12 protein-coding genes are annotated in these 17,078 nt (G+C 65.5%); 2 read left to right on the plus strand and 10 right to left on the minus strand.

Annotated elements, in window-relative coordinates; all coding sequences use genetic code 11:
- The first annotated feature begins 16 nt into the window (after positions 1-16).
- Together MET49242_RS10990 and MET49242_RS10995 are read left to right on the plus strand one after the other, a co-directional pair.
- The gene (locus tag MET49242_RS10990) at positions 17-5,848 is read left to right on the plus strand and encodes an MG2 domain-containing protein (protein ID WP_244430789.1); all 5,832 of its coding nucleotides are present in this window, start codon (positions 17-19) and stop codon (positions 5,846-5,848) included.
- A gap of 2 nt (positions 5,849-5,850) precedes the next feature.
- A complete protein-coding gene (locus tag MET49242_RS10995) occupies positions 5,851-8,076 on the plus strand; it encodes a transglycosylase domain-containing protein (RefSeq protein ID WP_036282931.1) in 2,226 nt (741 codons plus the stop codon).
- Here the strand turns inward: MET49242_RS10995 and dapE are convergent, their stop codons facing one another.
- The 10 genes from dapE to rpmH all read right to left on the minus strand — a co-directional run bounded on the left by dapE (position 8,077) and on the right by rpmH (position 16,804).
- Positions 8,077-9,237, minus strand: a complete 1,161-nt coding sequence (dapE, locus tag MET49242_RS11000) for a succinyl-diaminopimelate desuccinylase (protein WP_036282933.1) — start codon at positions 9,235-9,237, stop codon at positions 8,077-8,079. It abuts the gene before it with no gap.
- Positions 9,234-9,713: a hypothetical protein gene (locus tag MET49242_RS11005; protein WP_036282935.1), complete on the minus strand. Its 480-nt coding sequence runs from the start codon at positions 9,711-9,713 to the stop codon at positions 9,234-9,236. The genes dapE and MET49242_RS11005 overlap by 4 nt, the downstream gene beginning before the upstream one ends.
- Positions 9,713-10,570 carry a 2,3,4,5-tetrahydropyridine-2,6-dicarboxylate N-succinyltransferase gene (gene dapD / locus MET49242_RS11010; protein ID WP_036282937.1) on the minus strand — a complete coding sequence of 286 codons (858 nt, stop codon included), beginning with the start codon at positions 10,568-10,570 and terminating at the stop codon, positions 9,713-9,715. The genes MET49242_RS11005 and dapD overlap by 1 nt, the downstream gene beginning before the upstream one ends.
- Before the next feature lie 125 nt (positions 10,571-10,695).
- Positions 10,696-11,694: a hypothetical protein gene (locus tag MET49242_RS11015; protein WP_144259588.1), complete on the minus strand. Its 999-nt coding sequence runs from the start codon at positions 11,692-11,694 to the stop codon at positions 10,696-10,698.
- A 182-nt stretch (positions 11,695-11,876) separates the two neighbouring features.
- Positions 11,877-12,602: a pyrimidine 5'-nucleotidase gene (locus MET49242_RS11020; RefSeq protein WP_051134137.1), complete on the minus strand. Its 726-nt coding sequence runs from the start codon at positions 12,600-12,602 to the stop codon at positions 11,877-11,879.
- 162 nt (positions 12,603-12,764) lie between these two features.
- Positions 12,765-13,634 carry an acetylglutamate kinase gene (argB, locus tag MET49242_RS11025; protein WP_036282941.1) on the minus strand — a complete coding sequence of 290 codons (870 nt, stop codon included), beginning with the start codon at positions 13,632-13,634 and terminating at the stop codon, positions 12,765-12,767.
- A gap of 72 nt (positions 13,635-13,706) precedes the next feature.
- Positions 13,707-14,360 (minus strand): ribosome biogenesis GTP-binding protein YihA/YsxC, encoded by a 654-nt coding sequence (gene yihA, locus MET49242_RS11030; RefSeq protein WP_036282943.1) that lies wholly within the window; start codon positions 14,358-14,360, stop codon positions 13,707-13,709.
- 52 nt (positions 14,361-14,412) lie between these two features.
- The gene (gene yidC / locus MET49242_RS11035; protein WP_036282945.1) at positions 14,413-16,188 is read right to left on the minus strand and encodes a membrane protein insertase YidC; all 1,776 of its coding nucleotides are present in this window, start codon (positions 16,186-16,188) and stop codon (positions 14,413-14,415) included.
- The gene (rnpA, locus tag MET49242_RS11040; RefSeq protein ID WP_036287744.1) at positions 16,185-16,631 is read right to left on the minus strand and encodes a ribonuclease P protein component; all 447 of its coding nucleotides are present in this window, start codon (positions 16,629-16,631) and stop codon (positions 16,185-16,187) included. Before rnpA ends, yidC begins: the two co-directional genes overlap by 4 nt.
- 38 nt (positions 16,632-16,669) lie before the next feature.
- On the minus strand, positions 16,670-16,804 hold the full coding sequence (rpmH, locus tag MET49242_RS11045; protein WP_036282947.1) for a 50S ribosomal protein L34: 135 nt from the start codon (positions 16,802-16,804) through the stop codon (positions 16,670-16,672).
- Positions 16,805-17,078 lie beyond the last annotated feature (274 nt).

The following is a 17,078-nucleotide window of genomic DNA, read 5'->3' on the forward strand; positions in this document are numbered from 1 at the left end:
CCCGAAAGGCGCTTCGATGAAAAAGTCTTTTCTTCTTCTCTTCTGTGCGGCGCTCTCCTTCGCGCAGCCTGTGCGCGCCGAACCGCCGCCCGTCTTCGATCGCGCGCAGCGCGCCGACGGCGCGCGTGTGACGCCGGATCGTTTCCTGCGCAGCTATGATCCCCTCACGATCTTCTTTCCCGCCGATACCGGACCGAAGGCCGTCGGCGCGGAAGACACGCCCGGCAAATATGTCGCCGTCGCGCCGCAGCCCGCGGGCGAATGGCGGTGGATCGGTCCGCGCGCCCTGCAATTTCGTCCGGCCGAAGCATGGAAGCCGCTTGCGCGCCTGAGCGTGAAACTCGGCGCCGCGGAAACGAAACTCGTCGCGCTCCTGCCGACTCCGAAATCGACAAATCCGGCCGCGGACGCCGAGCCCACGCCCGAGCTGACGCAGATTTCGCTCACATTTTCCGAGCCCGTCGACGTCGCCGCGCTGAAGCGGCTGATGACGGTCGAGCTGCGTCCTTCGCCGGGCGTGTCGCCCCAGGGCGGGCAAATGCTTAGCGCCTCGGCCTTCGACATTCGCCCGCTCGAACGCGCCGAGCGCAGCAGCGAGCAGACCTATGTCCTGCGCTTTCGCGAGCCGATCTCCGACGGCCGTGTTGCGATACTGCGCCTGAAACTCTCGGACGAGCCAGGCCTCGACGACGAAAACTACGAATTGCGCGTGCGCACCGCTCCGCCCTTCGCCGTGACGGAAACGACCTGCGGACATGGCTGGAGCGACGACAAGCTTGCGGGTGTGTTGCGCTGCCAGTCGAACGGCGACTCGCCGCCAGCACCCGAAAGCGGCGAGGAGGAAGGCGGCGACGTCGCCACTAATTATACGCCGACGAACAAACGCCGTCTTACACTAACCTTCACGACGCAGCCGGAAGCGCTCGACATTTTGCGCGCGCGCGAGGCTTTGCGCGTTACGCCGCCGGTCGACGATCTCGCGGTCGAGGTCGATCGTCAGCATCTCAAAGTTTCGGCGAAATTCCTCACCGACACGGTTTATGAACTTTCCATCGCGCCGGGCGCCATGCGCGATAATCGCGGACGCCCGCTTGCGAGCGCTTTCTCACAGCGTTTCGCCTTCACGCGCGACACGCCCGCGCTGCAATGGGACGCCGGCTACGGCGTCGTCGAACGCCTCGGCCCGCAGCTTCTGCCGCTGCGCGGACGCGGCTATGACCGCGCGGACATTCGCATCCATGCGATCGACCCGCTGTCGCGCGATTTCTGGCCCTTCCCCGAACATGGCGTCGAGACGGTCGACAGCGAGGCGCCGCCGCTGCCGGGTAACGAGCCGAAACGCTGGAGCGAGAGCGCGAATATAGAAGCCGACGCAATCAGGGAGCGCGTCAAATTCCTGGGTTCGCCGGCCGTGTCGCGCCTCGTCGAATTGCCGATCCGCCGCAATGGAATCGACGCCAAATTCGGGCTGGACCTCAAGGAAGATTTCGCGCGCGTCGCCGGACGCGAACAGCCGGGAACCTATCTCGTCGGCCTGCGCACGGTCGATGAAGACAAGCGCAAATGGCTGCGCGTGCAGGTCACCGACCTGTCGCTCTCCGCCATCGAGGAGCCGACGCGCGTGCGCTTCGCCGTCACCTCGCTCGCGACGGCGCAGCCGGTGAGCGGCGCGCAAATCCGGATCGAAGGCGTGAAGGACGACAAATTCGTAACGCTGGCGAATGGAACGACGGACTCTTCGGGCTTCTTCTCCTGGAGTCCGGGCAAGCGCGGCGACGGCGAGCTGCGTCGCGTCGTGGTGAGCAAGGGGCTCGATACGCTCGTTATCGATCCCGACAGCGCGCCTTCGGAATATTCGAAGGAAATCTGGTCGAAGCCGGAAGCGCAATGGCTGTCATGGACCAGCGACGCGGATGCGCCGCGCGCGGAGAAGCCGCGCACGCTCTGCCATGTCTTCTCCGAACGCCCGATCTACCGGCCCGAGGAGCCGGCGCACATCAAGGGCTTTGTGAGAAGCTATCGCGGCGGCGCGCTGACCCTGACGAAGACCGGCGGAACGCTCGTCGTCACCGGCCCGGGCAATCAGGAGTGGCGTATCCCCGTCAAGCTCGACGCCGCCGGAAGTTTCTATCACAAATTCGACGCGCAGACGCCCGCGACGGGCGACTACGCCGTGAAGTTCGAACCCGACGCGCCGGCGAAAAAGGCGAAGGCGGAAACGGCGAGCGATAGCGAGGAAACCTCAGAGACCGAATCCGCCGACGCCGGGCAGGAGCTCTCATGCGGGCAGTTCAGCTTCAAGAAGGAAGCCTATCGGCTGCCAACCTTCGAAGTCGTGCTCAATGCGCCGCAGACCGTCGCACTCGACGGAACCTTCGACGTCGATCTCCTGGCGCGCTATTTCGCCGGCGGGCTCGCCGCGGAGCGGCCCGTCAAATGGCGCGCGGCGCAGTTCCCGCATGTGTTCACGCCGCCGCGCCGGGAAGGCTTTCTCTTTTCGACCGACGCGCGCTTCTCCGGCGAGGGCAAGTTCAAATCCACGGCCATTCTGGAGCGCGACCAGCGCACCGACGCCGGAGGCGCCGCGCGCATGACCTTCGACACGACGATCGAACCCACCGCGCAGCCGCGCCGCTATTCGATCGAGGCGACTGTTACGGGCGACGACGGAATCGAAGTGCGAAACGTGCAGAACGTCATCGCGCTGCCGCCTTTCGTGCTCGGCGTGAAAACGCCGCGCTACGTCGAGCGTCCCGGCGCCGTGACGCCGGAGATTATCGCCGTCGACGGCAAGGGCGACGCCATCGCGGGCCTCGACATGACTTTGCGCCTCATCCGGCGCAACTGGATTTCCACGCTGCAGGCGAGCGACTTCGCGCAGGGCGCGGCGAAATATGTCACGCAGGTGCAGGACGAAACGATCCTCGAGCGCAAGGTGACGAGCGCGAAGGACGCGCAGAAAATCGAACTGGAGGCGAAGGAGGCCGGCGTCTATGACGTGCAGCTCGAAGCCTTTGACAGGCTGAAACGCCGACAGCAGGTGAGCGTCGATTTCTTCGTCGGCGGCGAGACGCCCGTGACTTTCGCGCGCCCGCCGGCTTCCTCCGCGACGGTCACGACCGACAAGGAAAAATATGCGCCCGGCGAAACGGCGACGCTGATCATTCAGTCGCCATTCCAGAACGCGCGCGCGCTGGCGATCGTCGAGCAGCCGGGCGGCGTCTATGATTACAGTTTCGTGGACATAGCCAACGGCTTCGGCCGCTATGCGCTGCCGGTGAAGAAGGAGCAGACGCCCAAACTCGCGGTCCATTTCCTCATCATGCGCGGAAGGCTGAAGGACAGCGCGCCGCAAGCCGCCGCGAATTTCGATCAGGGCAAGCCCGTCACAATCGCGGCGACGAAATGGATCGAGGTGACGCCGGTCAAGAATATCGTCAATGTGAAGCTCGAACACCCCGGCAAGGCGCGTCCGGGACAGGAAGTTGAAGTCACGCTGCGCCTCTCCGACGATGCCGGCAAGCCGGTCGCAGGCGAAGCGACGTTCTGGATGGTCGATCAGGCGGTGCTGTCGCTCGCCAAGGAGCGACCGCTCGATCCGCTGCCCGACTTCATCGTCGCGCGCGAGACAAAAATGGCGGCGCGCGATACGCGCAACATGGCCTTCGGCGTCATTCCGCTCGAAGAAATCGCCGGCGGCGACGGCGGCGAGTTGCAGGAATGGGGCGCGGAGAACAATATTTCCGTCCGCAAGAATTTCACGCCCGTTCCGATCTATCTGCCGAGTGTGAAAGTCGGTCCCGACGGCGTCGCTAAAATAAAGGTGTCGCTGCCGGACACGCTCACCGTCTTCAAGCTGCGCGCGAAGGCCGTGAGCGGGCCGGACCGTTTCGGCGCCGCGGGCGGCGAGATGCTGATCCGTCAGGAACTCGTGGCGCAGCCGGCGTTGCCGCGCTTCGTGCGGCCGGGCGACAGTTTCGACATCGGCCTCGTCGCGCGCGTCGTCGAAGGGCCCGGCGACGCCGGCAAGGCGGCGATCGCAGCGCCCGAGCTGAAACTGACGGGGGAAACGAGCCGCAAAATTGAATGGACGCAGAACAGGCCCGTGCGCGTCGATCTGCGCGCCGACGTTCCGGCGTCGGCGAAAGACAGCACGAAACTGTCCTTCCGCATCGATCGCGACGCGGACCGCGCGAGGGACGCCGTCGAAATCGACCTGCCGGTCAAGCCCGATCGCGAACCGACGCGCAAATATGAAATCGTCGAAATCGCGCCCGGCGAAACCAGGACGCTTGCCTCCGCAGGCGAAACAGCGCGCGCAAAAACATTCTCACGAGAGGTTATCGTTGCGGCGGACCCCGCATTGGTGAAGCTCGTCGCGGGGCTCAACGCTCTCGTCGAATACCCCTATGGCTGCACGGAGCAGCGCCTGTCGGTCGCGCGCGCGGGCCTTGCGCTGAAGAGCTTTTCCCCGATCCTCGCGGCTGCGGGGCTGGAAGATCGCGTGTCGGGAATTGTGAAATCGACGGCGCAGCAGATCGAGCAATCCATCGATGGCGACGGGCTGGTCGCCTTCTGGCCGCGCGCGCAGGGCAATGTCTCGCTGACCGCATGGGCGTATGCGTTTCTCGCGCAGGCGCAGCGCTCGGGCGAGACGATCGACAAGACGCTGACCGACCGGCTTGCGAATATTCTCCAACTATCGCTGCGCTCCGACTATCCGCGCCTGCTTGGCGGCGAGGAAATGCGCGAGCGCGTCGCCGCCTTATCGGCGCTTGCGGAGGGCGGCAAGCTCGACGAATCCTACGTCTCGGAATTTGCCCGGCGCGCGGATTTCCTGCCCAATGAAAGCGTCGCGGAAATGGTCGGCGCCGCCGCACGTCTGCCCAATGTCGACCAGCGAATTGTCGCCTCGCTCATCGAGACGATGTGGAGTCGCGTGAAATTCGCGAGCCGCAGAGGCGCGCAGGTCTATGCGGGACAGGCGGCGGAGAGCGCCTCGCCGGTCATTCTGCCGTCCGAGACGCGCAGCCTCGCGGAGATGCTGCGCGCCGCCGCGCTCGCCGCGCCTTCCGATCCCCGTGCGCCCGTGTTGCGCGAGGCGCTGCTGCGCCTTGGAGAAGGCGACGGCTGGGGCGCGACCAACGCCAACGCCGCGGCGATCGAAGCCTTGGCGGAAGGCTGGCGGCGTCCCGTCGCGCCGATCGGCGTCGCTTTCAGGCTCGGCGAAGCGGAGGCGCAAATCGTCACCATCGACGCCAATAATCCTGTCGCGCGTCACCTGAGCGAAGACGACGCGCCGCTGTCGATCTCCAACAACTCCAATGCGCCGCTGATCGCGCTCATCGAGACGCGTTATGTTCCCGCCGAGGCGGGCGCCGACGCGCAGGCCGCGAGCGAGGGCTTCGCGATCACGCGCCAGAGCTGGCGCGTCAAGAGCGGCGCGGCGCCGGAGAAGCTGGAGCCGACCGGCGGCGTGCTGCGCGTGACGCAGGGAGACGTCGTCGAGGAGACGGCGGAGGTCGTCAATCCCGAAGACCGCACCTATGTCGCGATATCGCTGCCGCTCGCCGCGGGTTACGAACCGCTCAATCCAAACATTGCGACCGCGCCGGCCGAGGCGCAGCCCTCCAGCGCGCCGACGCTTGCGCCGACATGGGTTTCGTTCGGCGACGATCGCGTCTTCTATGCTTACGACTCGCTGCCGAAAGGAAACTATCGTTTCGCCTTCCGCCTGCGCGCGCAGACGGCTGGCTCTTACACACAGCCGCCGGCTCTGGTCGAGACGATGTACAAGAAAGGCGTGCGCGGCGCGAGCACGGGAGCGCGCGTGGAGATCGTTAAATAGCCATGCGCCGGACAGCGCTCCTCGTCGCGCTCGCGTCGATCGCCGTGACGCTTCGCGGCGCGGCGCTGCTGCTCGACGACGCGATGCGACGCGCCGATCTCGTCGCGCCACGCGGCGGCGAGATCGTCTATGATCGCAACGGCGCCTTTCTCACGCAGATCGGCCATGTCACGCGCGAGGCGAAAGGCGGGAAACATATCGAATACGGCTATTGGCCGCTCGAAGGAATTCCCGAACGCGTCGCGCTTGCAACCCTGGCGCTGGAGGATCGGCGCTTCTATTCGCACGGCGGCGTAGACGCGCGCGCGGTCTTGCGCGCGGCGTGGAAAAATCTCTTCCGGCATGGGCGCTCCGAAGGCGCGTCGACCATCGCCATGCAGGTCGCGCGCATGCAGGAGCCGCAGCCGCGCACATTCGCCAACAAGATTCGGGAGGCGGCGACCGGCCTCGCGATCGTCGGCCGCAATGGCCATGAGGCGACGCTCGCGCATTATCTGCGTCTCGCGCCCTATGGGCTCGGCAGTCATGGCGTCGCGCACGCCGCGCGCTTTTATTTCGACAAGCCGCTCGACGATCTGTCATGGGCGCAGGTCGCATTGCTCGCCGCCATTCCGCAATCGCCGGGACGCATGAACATCGCCCGCGAGAGCGGTTTGCGGCTGGCGGCGGCGCGCGCGCGTCACGCCATCGCGCAGCTCGAAAAGGATGGCGCGCTCGACGCCGCGCAGGCGGAAATGGCGCGGCGCGAATTGAGCGCGATGCGACCCTTTGCGGCGAAGCGCCGGCCTGAGACGCTGCATCTGGCGCTGCGTTACGAGCGCCTGGCGCGCGAAGGCCGCGTGCGCGCATCCTCGCCGCGAGACCCGCGCATAAATGCGACGATCGATCTCGGCGTCGAGCGCGACGTCGCCGATCTCGCGCGGCGTTATCTCTCCACATTCCACGGGGCCGGCGCGCGGCAGGTGGCGGTGATGGTCGCGGAGCGCGGAACCAACGCCGTGATCGCCGACCTCGGCTCGTCCGACTATCGCGATCCGCGCGCCGGCGCTTTCGATTTCACGCGCGTGCAGCGTTCGCCGGGCTCGACGCTCAAGCCTTTCGTCTACGCGCTCGCCTTCGAGCGCGGCGTGCTGAAGACGACCGATTTGCTCGACGACGCCGCCGAAGGCGCCTCCGGCGTCAGCAACGCCGACGGCCAGTTTCTCGGCCCCCTGACGCCGCGCCAGGCGCTGGCCAATTCGCGCAACGTGCCGGCCACAAATCTCCTGCGCCGTGTGGGGCTGGAGGAAAATTTCCATTTCCTGCACGAACTCGGCCTGCACGATCTGGAGGCGCCCGCGGAAAGCTTCGGCGTCTCCATGGCGATCGGCGCCTTGCCGACGAGGCTCGAAGATCTGATGCGCGCCTATGGCGCGCTGGCCGACGATGGCGTGATGAATGATCTCTCCTTCGCGCGCGACGAACGGAGAAGCCCGTCCCGTCGCGTCATGTCGATCGACAGCGCGAGGCTGATCACGTCCTTCCTTTCCGATCCGCAGGCGCGGCTGCCGTCCTTCCCGCGCTATGGTCCGCTCGAATATCCTTTCGCGGTCGCGGTGAAGACCGGCACGTCGCAGAATTATCGTGACGCATGGACGCTCGCCTATTCGCACAAATACATCGTCGGGGTGTGGATGGGGCGCGGCGACGCGGGCGCGATGCGCGGAATCGGCGGCGCCGTCTCGGCGGCACGGCTGGCGCATGCCGTGATGGCGCATTTGCATGGCGCGAAAACCGGCGAGATTGCGCCCGAGGCTTTCGCGCCGCCGCCCGATCGCGTCGCCATCGATCTCTGCCGCGCCGACGCCGGCCCCGCCTGCGCCCAGACGCTGCGGGAATGGGTGAGGCCGGAGGAAGCGGCCCAAAGACCCGTTGCGCCCGCGGTCACGACGCGCGCCGCGGATATGGAGGAAACCCGGGCCGGCGCGCTCGTCATCGCCACGCCGGAACACAACATGCATATCTGGCGCAATCCGGAGCAACCGGAGCGCTTCAACAAGCTCGCGTTGAAACTGGCGAGCGGCGCGCGCGAGGCGCAAATATTGTGGATCGTGGATGGTCAGCCTTTTATGCTGGCGCGGGCCGACGAAACAGTATTCTGGCCGATGACGCCCGGTTCGCATCGCATCGAGGCGCGGCTGGCGCTCGCGCCTCTCGCCTCACGCCCCGTGCGTGTCACAATAGAATGATCAGCGCGCGAAATAGCGCGTCATGATGCGCTCATAGACCGCCGCCAGCACGTCTATGTCCTCGACGGACACATTCTCGTCGACGGCGTGGATCGTCTCGTTCGTGAGGCCGAACTCCACCACCGGGCAATAGCGCGTGATGAACCGCGCATCCGACGTTCCGCCGCTTGTCGAGAGTTCCGGCGTGACGCCGGTCATGTCCTTCACCGCATGCGAGACGAGTTCGGTGAAATCGCCGGGCTCGGTAATGAAGGAGATGGCGTTGCTTGGCAGGAACTCGACTTCCGCCTTCGTGGCGCCGGCCGCTTCCCGCACCACGGCGCTCACGTGCTCCTGCAATGCCGGAATCGTCCAGGCGTCGTTGAAGCGGATGTTGAACTGCGCGCGCGCCTCCGCCGGGATGACATTGACCGCCGGATTGCCGACGTCGATCGACGAGACCTCGAGATTGGTGCGGTCGAAATGCGTCGTGCCGCGATCGAACTCGTGCGCCGACAGCGCGGCCACGATGCGCGCGATGACGGGCACGGGATTTTCCGCGCGGTGCGGATAGGCGACATGTCCCTGCTTGCCGAGCACGCGGATCCTGCCATTGAGCGAGCCACGACGCCCGATCTTGATCGTATCGCCGAGCGCGGAGACATTTGTCGGCTCGCCGACGATGCAATGGTCGAACTTCTCGCCGCGCGCCCGCGCCCATTCGAGGAGCTTCACCGTCCCGTTGATCGAGGGGCCTTCCTCGTCGCCTGTGATGAGAAAGGAAATCGCGCCCTTCGGCGCGCCATGCTTCTCGACATAGGCGAGCGTTGCAGCGAGAAAGGCCGCGATGGCGCCCTTCATGTCGCTCGCGCCGCGCCCGTAAATCCTGCCGTCCGCAATCTCGCCCGCGAAGGGATCGCAACGCCAGCGCGCGACGTCTCCCGTCGGCACGACGTCGGTATGGCCGGCGAAGGCGAGATGCGGCGCGCCCGCGCCGATTTTCGCGAAAAGATTGTCGATGTCCGGCGTGCCGGGCTCGGAGAAGGTGAGCCGATGCGTCTCGAAACCGACGGCCTTCAGGGTCTTTTCGACCACGTCCAACGCGCCGGCGTCGGCGGGCGTGACGGAGGGGCAGCGGATGAGATCGCGGGCGAGGGAGACGGCGCGGGAAACTGCGGTCATGACGCTTGCGACTCTTTGAAACCCAGCTCGTAGACCGTCCACAGGATCACCGCGACGAGCGCGGCGTCCGCGCCCCAGACCCAATAGATCGGCATCACTTCCGCCACGCGCGGCTGCAGCCAATGCGTTGCGCCCGCGATGAGCGCGGCGAAGGGCGGTAGGCTTGCGAGGCCGAGCGGCGGGGTCCGCCCCAGATCGCGGAAACGCTTCGCCGACAGATTGACGAAACTGATCGCAACCAGCAGCACGACGAAGGCGTAGATGATCACGAACGCATATGCGACCGCGGTCATCGGCTTGAAGAACGGGTCTGTCGTGAGATCATGCTCAGTATAGGGCGAGAGCGCGGTCCAGACGAGCATGAAGGGCGCGATGACGGCGGCGAGCGCGCCCACGCCGCGCAGCCAGGTCGCGCGATCCACGCGGCCCTGGTCCGTGCGATAGAGAAAGCGGATGCGCTCGGCGTCGATCGCCATCAGTCCCTCAGCAGTTCGTTGATGCCGGTTTTCGAGCGCGTCTGCGCGTCGACGGTCTTGACGATCACGGCGCAATAGAGCGACGGGCCGGGCGTTCCGTCCGGCAGCGGCTTGCCCGGCAGGCTGCCGGAAACCACCACCGAATACGGCGGCACATAGCCCATATGGACCTTGCCCGTGGCGCGGTCGATGATCTTTGTCGAGGCGCCGATGAAGACGCCCATGGAGAGGACCGAGCCCTTGCCGACGACGACGCCCTCGACGACCTCGGAGCGCGCGCCGATGAAGCAGTCGTCCTCGATGATGGTCGGATTCGCCTGCAGCGGCTCCAGCACGCCGCCGATGCCGACGCCGCCGGAGAGATGCACGTTCTTGCCGATCTGCGCGCAGGAGCCGACCGTCACCCATGTGTCGACCATGGTCCCCGCATCGACATAGGCGCCGAGGTTGACGAAGGACGGCATCAGGATCGCGCCCGGCGCGACGAAGGCCGAATGGCGCACAATGGCGCCCGGAACGGACCGGAAGCCCGCGGCGCTATGCTCGCCGGCGCCCCAGCCCACGAATTTGGACGGAACCTTGTCCCACCACGTCGCGCCGCCGGGCCCGCCAGCGATCACCGACATGTCGTTGAGGCGGAAGGAGAGCAGCACGGCCTTCTTGAGCCACTGATTCACCTTCCACGAATCCGGGCCGTCCTTGCCCTCGATCTTCTCGGCGACGCGCAGCTTGCCGCTGTCGAGCAGCCGCAGCGCGCTGTCGACGGCGCGGCGGATGTCGCCCTGCGTCTCGGCGTTGATATTGGCGCGATCCTCGAAGGCGGCGGTGATGAGGGTCTCGAGTCCTGTGTGCGGCATGAATGTCCCGATGCTGTGTGAAGGCTGTGGCGGGTTGTAGGGGTATGGCGAGGGGAGTCAACCGGGCTTCCGAGAACCGGCCGCCCCGGCGGCGTCTGGAAGCCCGGCGCTGGCGACCCTGCGCCTCAGGTGCAATTATGCCCGATATTTGCGTAGACGACGCTGGGATCGAAGGGCGCCGGTGGCGCGATGAAGGGCGCGAGCGCGCCATTGTCCGGCGATGTGCATTGCAGATCCGTGACGATGTTCTGCAATTGCAGCCGCCTTACATTCGGCTCGGCGAAGAATTGCTGAACGACGCTGTCGCTGATCTGAATGTTGCGCACGAACTGTCCGCCATTCAGACCCGTGACCCTGATCCCTCCATCGCCTGAGCCGCCGGGCCCGCCAAGCGAGGTGATGGAGGTCAGGCGGACATTGGCGGAGTCGATGATGGCGACGTCCTGCGTATTGGCCTCGAAATGAACGCCGGTGATGTTTGAGGCAAGAAAAGTGCGATCCAGCGTGAGCGCCGTCCCGCCCCTCACGCCCTCGATCGTCCCGCCGACGATGGTGACGCTGCCCTCTCCGCCGCGCAGACATCCTGTGCAACTCGCGCGCGGCTGGTCCCGCACATAAACGCCATTTTTTCCGCCTTCGAGCGCCGGAGCGATGAATGTGTTGGCGTTGGCGGCGTAAGGATCGCGCCGCTCCGCGAAGACCCAGTAATGATTTCCTTCCAAAACAGGGGCGAAAGAGCCTCTGATGTTCACGCCGCTACGCAGGCCGTTGAAGGTGTTGAGCAGCGCTCCGGCGAGATGGACGCCGTAATAGCCGCCGAGCATCGTGACGCCGGAAATCTCGTTATGATGGCTCCTGTCCAGCTCTATGAGGCTGACCCCGGCCGCCGAGGACGCCGAGCCGAGATAAAGGTCGCGCATGACGACGCCCTTGACCTCCTTCAGCAGGAAAAGAGTCTTGTCGTTGCGTCCGTAAATCTGGCTCCCCAGACCAACGCCCTCGATCTTGATGGGTTTCGAGATCACGATCGTGTTGCTGAGGACGCAGCGGCCCGCGGGAACGGTCAGCAAGCCCCCGGCATTGACGGCGACGGCGCGGGCGAAAGCCTCTGTGTCGTCGTGCACGCCGTTGCAAAGCGCCCCAAATTGGCGGACGCTCGTCCGGCCCACCCCCTCCTGAGCGAACACAGGCGCGTATGACGCCGCAAGAAGGCCCAACAGAGCAACTGAACGAAACAAATTCATCGCTTACGCCTCCATTTTGAGCAATGGCGGCAGTTTGGCGCGGCTGCGCCCAGCGCGCAAGCTCAAGCCCGCGCCGCGATCTCCTCTAAAAACCCCACCAGATCATCCGTGACAAAATCGATATGCGGCTCGTCGCCGCTGGCGATTTCCCATGCCTCGCGCTCGACGTTCTCGCCCGCGCCCGGCAGCACCAGCACGGTCGTCATGCCGCGTGCGTGGGGCACGGCGAGATTGCGGGGCAGATCCTCGAACAGCGCGGCGCGCCTCGGGTCGACCTTCAGCTTGTCGAAGAAACGCTCATAGGCCGCCGCCTCCGGTTTCGCGATGAAATCGGCGGCGATAATGTCGAAAATGTCCTCGAAGAGATGGTCGACGCCCAATTGTTTCGCCGTCGCGATGGCGTGATGGCGCGAGCCGTTCGTGAGGATCAGCTTGCGGCCCGGCAGCGCCGCGATGGCTTCGGCGAGCGAATGATTATGTTCGAGGCAGGAGCGGTCGATGTCGTGGACATATTCGAGGTAATGTCCGGCGTCGACCTGATGCTCGACCATCAGCCCGCGCAGCGTCGTGCCGTAGCGCATGTAATAATGCTTTTGCAGCGCGCGCAGCGAGATCGCGTCGAGACCGAAGAGGCGCATCATGAAAAGCGTTATGCGCGCGTCGATCTTTGGCCAAAGGTCGGCGGTCTGCGGATAGAGCGTATTGTCGAGATCGAACACCCAGGTGTCGATGTGGGAGAAGCGTTCGTTCGCGCGTTCAGGGGTGTTCAGCATCTGTATGGCCGTCATGGCCGCCCATCTGCGCCGGCGCGCATGAAATCAGCGATGTCGCGGCGCGAGCCGGCGACTGTCCCCCATATGGGACGCGGCCGTCGCTTTTGCACCTACGGCGCAAGGTCGCGCCTGCCGCGCCATCGCCCGCAATGAGAAAGAGCGCGTCGCCGAGGAGACTCACCGCGTGATCAGCGTGCCGGCGCCGTGATCGGTGAGCAGCTCGATCAGCACCGCATGCGGCAGCTTGCCGTCGAGGATCACGACGCCTTCGACGCCCCGCTCGATGGCGTACATGCAGGTCTCGACCTTGGGGATCATCCCGCCGGTGATCGTGCCGTCGGCGATGAGGCCGGGAATGTCCGCGACGCGCAATTCCTCGATGATCTTCTTGTCCTTGTCGAGAACGCCGGGAACGTCGGTCAGGAAGATGAGGCGCTTGGCCCCGAGCGCGCCGGCGATGGCGCCGGCGAAAGTGTCGGCGTTGATGTTGAAGCTCGCGCCGCCCGGCCCCTGCGCCACCGGCGCGAGAACGGGGATCAGCTCGCGGCCCAGCACCTGATCGAGCACTGTGGTGTCGACCTTGTCCGGCTCGCCGACATAACCGAGATCGACGCCGTCCGGCCGCTCCAGCTTCTTCGCGCTGACCATGCGACCGTCCTTGCCGGTAAGGCCGATGGCGCGGCCGCCCTCCGCGTTGATGAAGCCGACGATCTGCTTGTTGATGGACCCGGCGAGCACCATTTCGACGATGCCCATCGTCTCGCCATCGGTGATGCGCAGCCCGTCGGCGAAGCGCGATTCGACGCCGAGACGCTTGAGCATGGCCCCGATCTGCGGCCCGCCGCCATGCACCACGACCGGGTTCACGCCGGATTGCTCGAGCAGCACCATGTCGCGGGAGAAGTCGCGCGCAACCTTGTCGTCGCCCATGGCGTGCCCACCATATTTCACCACGACGATCGTGTCGTCGTAGCGCAGCATGTGCGGCAGCGCCTGCATGAGAATGCGGGCCTGCTGAAGCGCGCTGTCGGCTGAGTCGATGGTCATGGGGCTGGCCTCGCAGGGAGAAGCCCGCGGGGCGTCGCGGGCGCGTCAACTAGACCGGAGTTTCTGTCGCTTTCAAGCGTTTCGTTCGGCAAGCAGCCGGGCGACGGCGCCGCGCAGCTCGGCGATCCCCTCACCCGTATGCGAGGAAGTGAAGATGATCTCGGGATAGGCCGCCGGCCGCCTCGAGAGCGCCTCGGCGGTCGCGGCGAGAACCTCGGCGCGTTCCGCGACCTTCAGTTCGTCGTGCTTGGTGAGGATGACCTGATAGGAGACCGCCGACTGGTCGAGAAGATCGAACATTTCGGCGTCCACCGGCTTCACGCCACGGCGCCCGTCGACGAGAACGAAGACGCGGGCGAGCGAGGCGCGGCCGCGCAGATAGTCGCGCATCAGCACGGACCAGCTCGCGACCTTCTCCTTGCCCACCGCCGCATAGCCGTAACCCGGCATGTCGACGAGGCGCAGGCGCTCCGCGCCCGGCGCGCCGCCGAGGGCGAAAAAATTGAGCTGTTGCGTGCGACCCGGCGTGTGCGAGACGCGCGCCAGCGTCTTGCGATTCGTCAGGGCGTTGAGGAGCGAGGATTTGCCGACGTTGGAGCGGCCGGCGAAGGCGATCTCGGGCGGGCCGAGCGGCGGGAGATCGTTCGGCTTCGCGCTGGCGAAGATGAAGTCGCAGGGGCCCGCGAAAAGAATGCGGCCATCTTCGAGGAAATCGGGCTCGGTCATGATCTTTGATAAAGCGGCGGCCGGCGCATTGCTGCGTCGGCCGCCGGAACCTTTATGCGCGGCTGAAGGTCTTGCGGAGATTATCCCACAATTCGAACTTCACGCCGGCGCGCTTCATGATGACGCCCTGCTGGACGATGGAGAGCAGATTGTTCCAGGACCAGTAGATGATGAGGCCCGAGGCGAAGCTGCCCATGGTGAAGGTGAACATCACCGGCATCCAGGCGAACATGGTCTTCTGGATCTCGTCCGTCGGCTCGGGATTCATCTTCATCTGCAGCCACATCGTCACGCCCATCACGAGCGGCCAGACGCCGAGCGCGAGATAGGGGCCGAAGATCGCCACATGAGTGGGGTCCCACGGGATGAGGCCGAAGAGATTGAAGACATTCGTCGGGTCCGGCGCCGAAAGGTCCTTGATCCAGCCGAAGAAGGGCGCGTGCCGCATCTCGATCGTGACCACGAGAACCTTGTAGAGCGAGAAGAAGACGGGGATCTGCAGCAGCACCGGAAGACATCCGCTCGCCGGATTGACCTTCTCGCGCTTGTAGAGCTCCATCTGCTCCATGTTGAACTTGTGCTTGTCGTCGCCGTATTTTTCCTTCAGCTCTTTGATCTTGGGCTGAATTTCCTTCATCTTGGCGATCGACTTGTAGCTCTTGTTGGCGAGCGGCAGGAAGGCGGCCTTCACGATGACCGTCACGGCCAGGATCGCCAGGCCGAAATTGCCGAGCACGCGGTAGAGGAAGTCGATCAGGCGGAACATCGGCCGGGTGATGAAGTAGAACCAGCCCCAGTCGATCAGCAGGTCGAAGCGCTTCAGCCCCGGATTGGCCTTGTAGGCGTCGAGCGTGTCGACTTCCTTGGCGCCGGCGAAGACATAGGTCGTCGTCGCGGTCGAGGCGTTCGGCTCGAGCGTCTTGGGCTCGCTGACCGTGTCGGCCTGATAGGTCTTCACGGGGCCGCCGCCCATCAGCATGTAACGCGCCTCCATCGGAGCGTTCTGATCCGGCGCGACGACGGCGCCCCAGTATTTGTCGGTGAAGCCGACCCAGCCGCCGACGCCCTTGAAGGTCTTGGTGGCGTTGGGCTCCTTCTCGATCTTGTCGTAGGTGAGCTCCTGGCCGGTATCGCCGATGACGCCGACGAAGCCCTCATGCAGCGCGGCGTAGCCGGCCGACGGCGGATGGCCGACGCGGCTCACGCGCGAATAGGAATAGAGGGTGACCGGCTTGCCGCCCTTGTTCTCGACGCTGTCCTTGACCGTGAGGAGATATTCGTCGTCGATCGAGATGACGCGCTTGAAGACGAGCCCCTGGCCATTGTCCCAGGAGAGCGTGACCGGCTGCGACGTGGTGAGCTTGTCCGCGTCCGCGGTCCACAGCGTCTCCGTGTTCGGCAGGACGGGGGCGTTCTCCGTCTCGGCGCTCAGATAGCCGAGCTCGGCGTAATAGGGCTCGGGCCCCTCCTCGGGCGAGAGCAGCGTGATGATCGGGCTCCTCGGGTCGACCGTCTGGTGATAATTCTTCAGCGAGACGTCGTCGACGCGGGCACCCTTCAGGGCGATGGAGCCGGAAATCGACTTGGTGTCGATCGCGACGCGGGGGCTCAGCGCAAGAGCCGCCTCGCGGCTGCGGACGACGGGCTTGGCGGCCGCGGCGGCCTTTTCAGGCGCGCCGAGCTTGGGAATCTTGGCCATCCGCTCCTGCTCGGAGAGCGCCTTCTTCTGCTTGTCCATCTCCGGAAAAGCGTAGAAATAGTCCCACAGCCCGATGAAAATCAGGGACAGCGCGGCGGCGAGGAGCATATTTTTCGTGTTTTCTGTCATGGCGCCGGAAGCCTGTCTTTCTGTTTGCGTCGAGCGCCCGCTCCGCGCTCTTCTAGCCGCGCGAATCCTTCGGCCATTTGCGAGATGATGTCGTTGAATGGCGCGGTGAGCGTTCCGCGCCGGGCCACGAAGACATAGTCGCGCCCCTCGCGCGCGCCAGAGGCGCCGCTCACCCGAAGCGCCTCCTTGAGGCGGCGGCGGATGCGGTTCCGGCCGACGGCGCCGGCGACCTTGCGGGTCACGGTGAAGCCGAACCGGGGCGGAGCCGCAGGCGCCGCGTCCTTTCCGGCCCCGTCGTCGGGCTGGCGGACCATTTGCACCGTGAACAGGCGCGCAGAAAAACGCGCGCCGGTTTTCGACGCGCGCACAAAATCTGCACGCCGACGCAGCCGCATCGGTGTCCCGGATGTCTGATCCTGATCGGCGGGGGCGTCCGTCGTCATGCTGCCGTCCGCCATTTCATCGAATCGCCGCGGCCGTCTCAGGCCGAGAGGCGCTTGCGGCCGCGCGCGCGGCGGGCCGCGATCACCTTGCGGCCGCCGACGGTCGCCATGCGGGCGCGGAAGCCGTGACGGCGCTTGCGCACGATTTTGCTGGGTTGATAGGTTCTTTTCACCGAACTACTCCGCTCGCGACGATCCGCCGCTCTCTTTATGCGCCGGCCCCGCCTTCCATTTGCCGCCCGCCCCGCGACGCTTGCGCCGCGGCCGCGATTTCGACGTCAAACGGACACAAACAGGCAAAACCGCTAAAACAGGATTGACGCCGCACCTCTCGGAGCGACGCCGCGCGAGGCATATAGGAGAAAGGGTTAGCGCAAGTCAATGACGCGACCGTCTCCCCGTCTTCCGGGGCGGCGAAGAATTTATATCGCTCGAAGCTGGATCGGC

This window comes from Methylocystis sp. ATCC 49242 (assembly GCF_000188155.2).
In the GTDB taxonomy this organism is placed as follows: domain Bacteria; phylum Pseudomonadota; class Alphaproteobacteria; order Rhizobiales; family Beijerinckiaceae; genus Methylocystis.

Bases quoted from the DNA above. Each gene is read 5' to 3' on its own strand.
- yihA (WP_036282943.1), bottom strand. From the start codon at position 14,360: ATGACCGAGCCCGATTTCCTCGAAGATGGCCGCATTCTTTTCGCGGGC.
- dapD (WP_036282937.1), bottom strand. From the start codon at position 10,570: ATGCCGCACACAGGACTCGAGACCCTCATCACCGCCGCCTTCGAGGAT.
- MET49242_RS10995 (WP_036282931.1), top strand. From the start codon at position 5,851: ATGCGCCGGACAGCGCTCCTCGTCGCGCTCGCGTCGATCGCCGTGACG.
- argB (WP_036282941.1), bottom strand. From the start codon at position 13,634: ATGACCATCGACTCAGCCGACAGCGCGCTTCAGCAGGCCCGCATTCTC.
- dapE (WP_036282933.1), bottom strand. From the start codon at position 9,237: ATGACCGCAGTTTCCCGCGCCGTCTCCCTCGCCCGCGATCTCATCCGC.
- rnpA (WP_036287744.1), bottom strand. From the start codon at position 16,631: ATGACGACGGACGCCCCCGCCGATCAGGATCAGACATCCGGGACACCG.
- yidC (WP_036282945.1), bottom strand. From the start codon at position 16,188: ATGACAGAAAACACGAAAAATATGCTCCTCGCCGCCGCGCTGTCCCTG.
- MET49242_RS10990 (WP_244430789.1), top strand. From the start codon at position 17: ATGAAAAAGTCTTTTCTTCTTCTCTTCTGTGCGGCGCTCTCCTTCGCG.
- MET49242_RS11020 (WP_051134137.1), bottom strand. From the start codon at position 12,602: ATGACGGCCATACAGATGCTGAACACCCCTGAACGCGCGAACGAACGC.
- MET49242_RS11005 (WP_036282935.1), bottom strand. From the start codon at position 9,713: ATGGCGATCGACGCCGAGCGCATCCGCTTTCTCTATCGCACGGACCAG.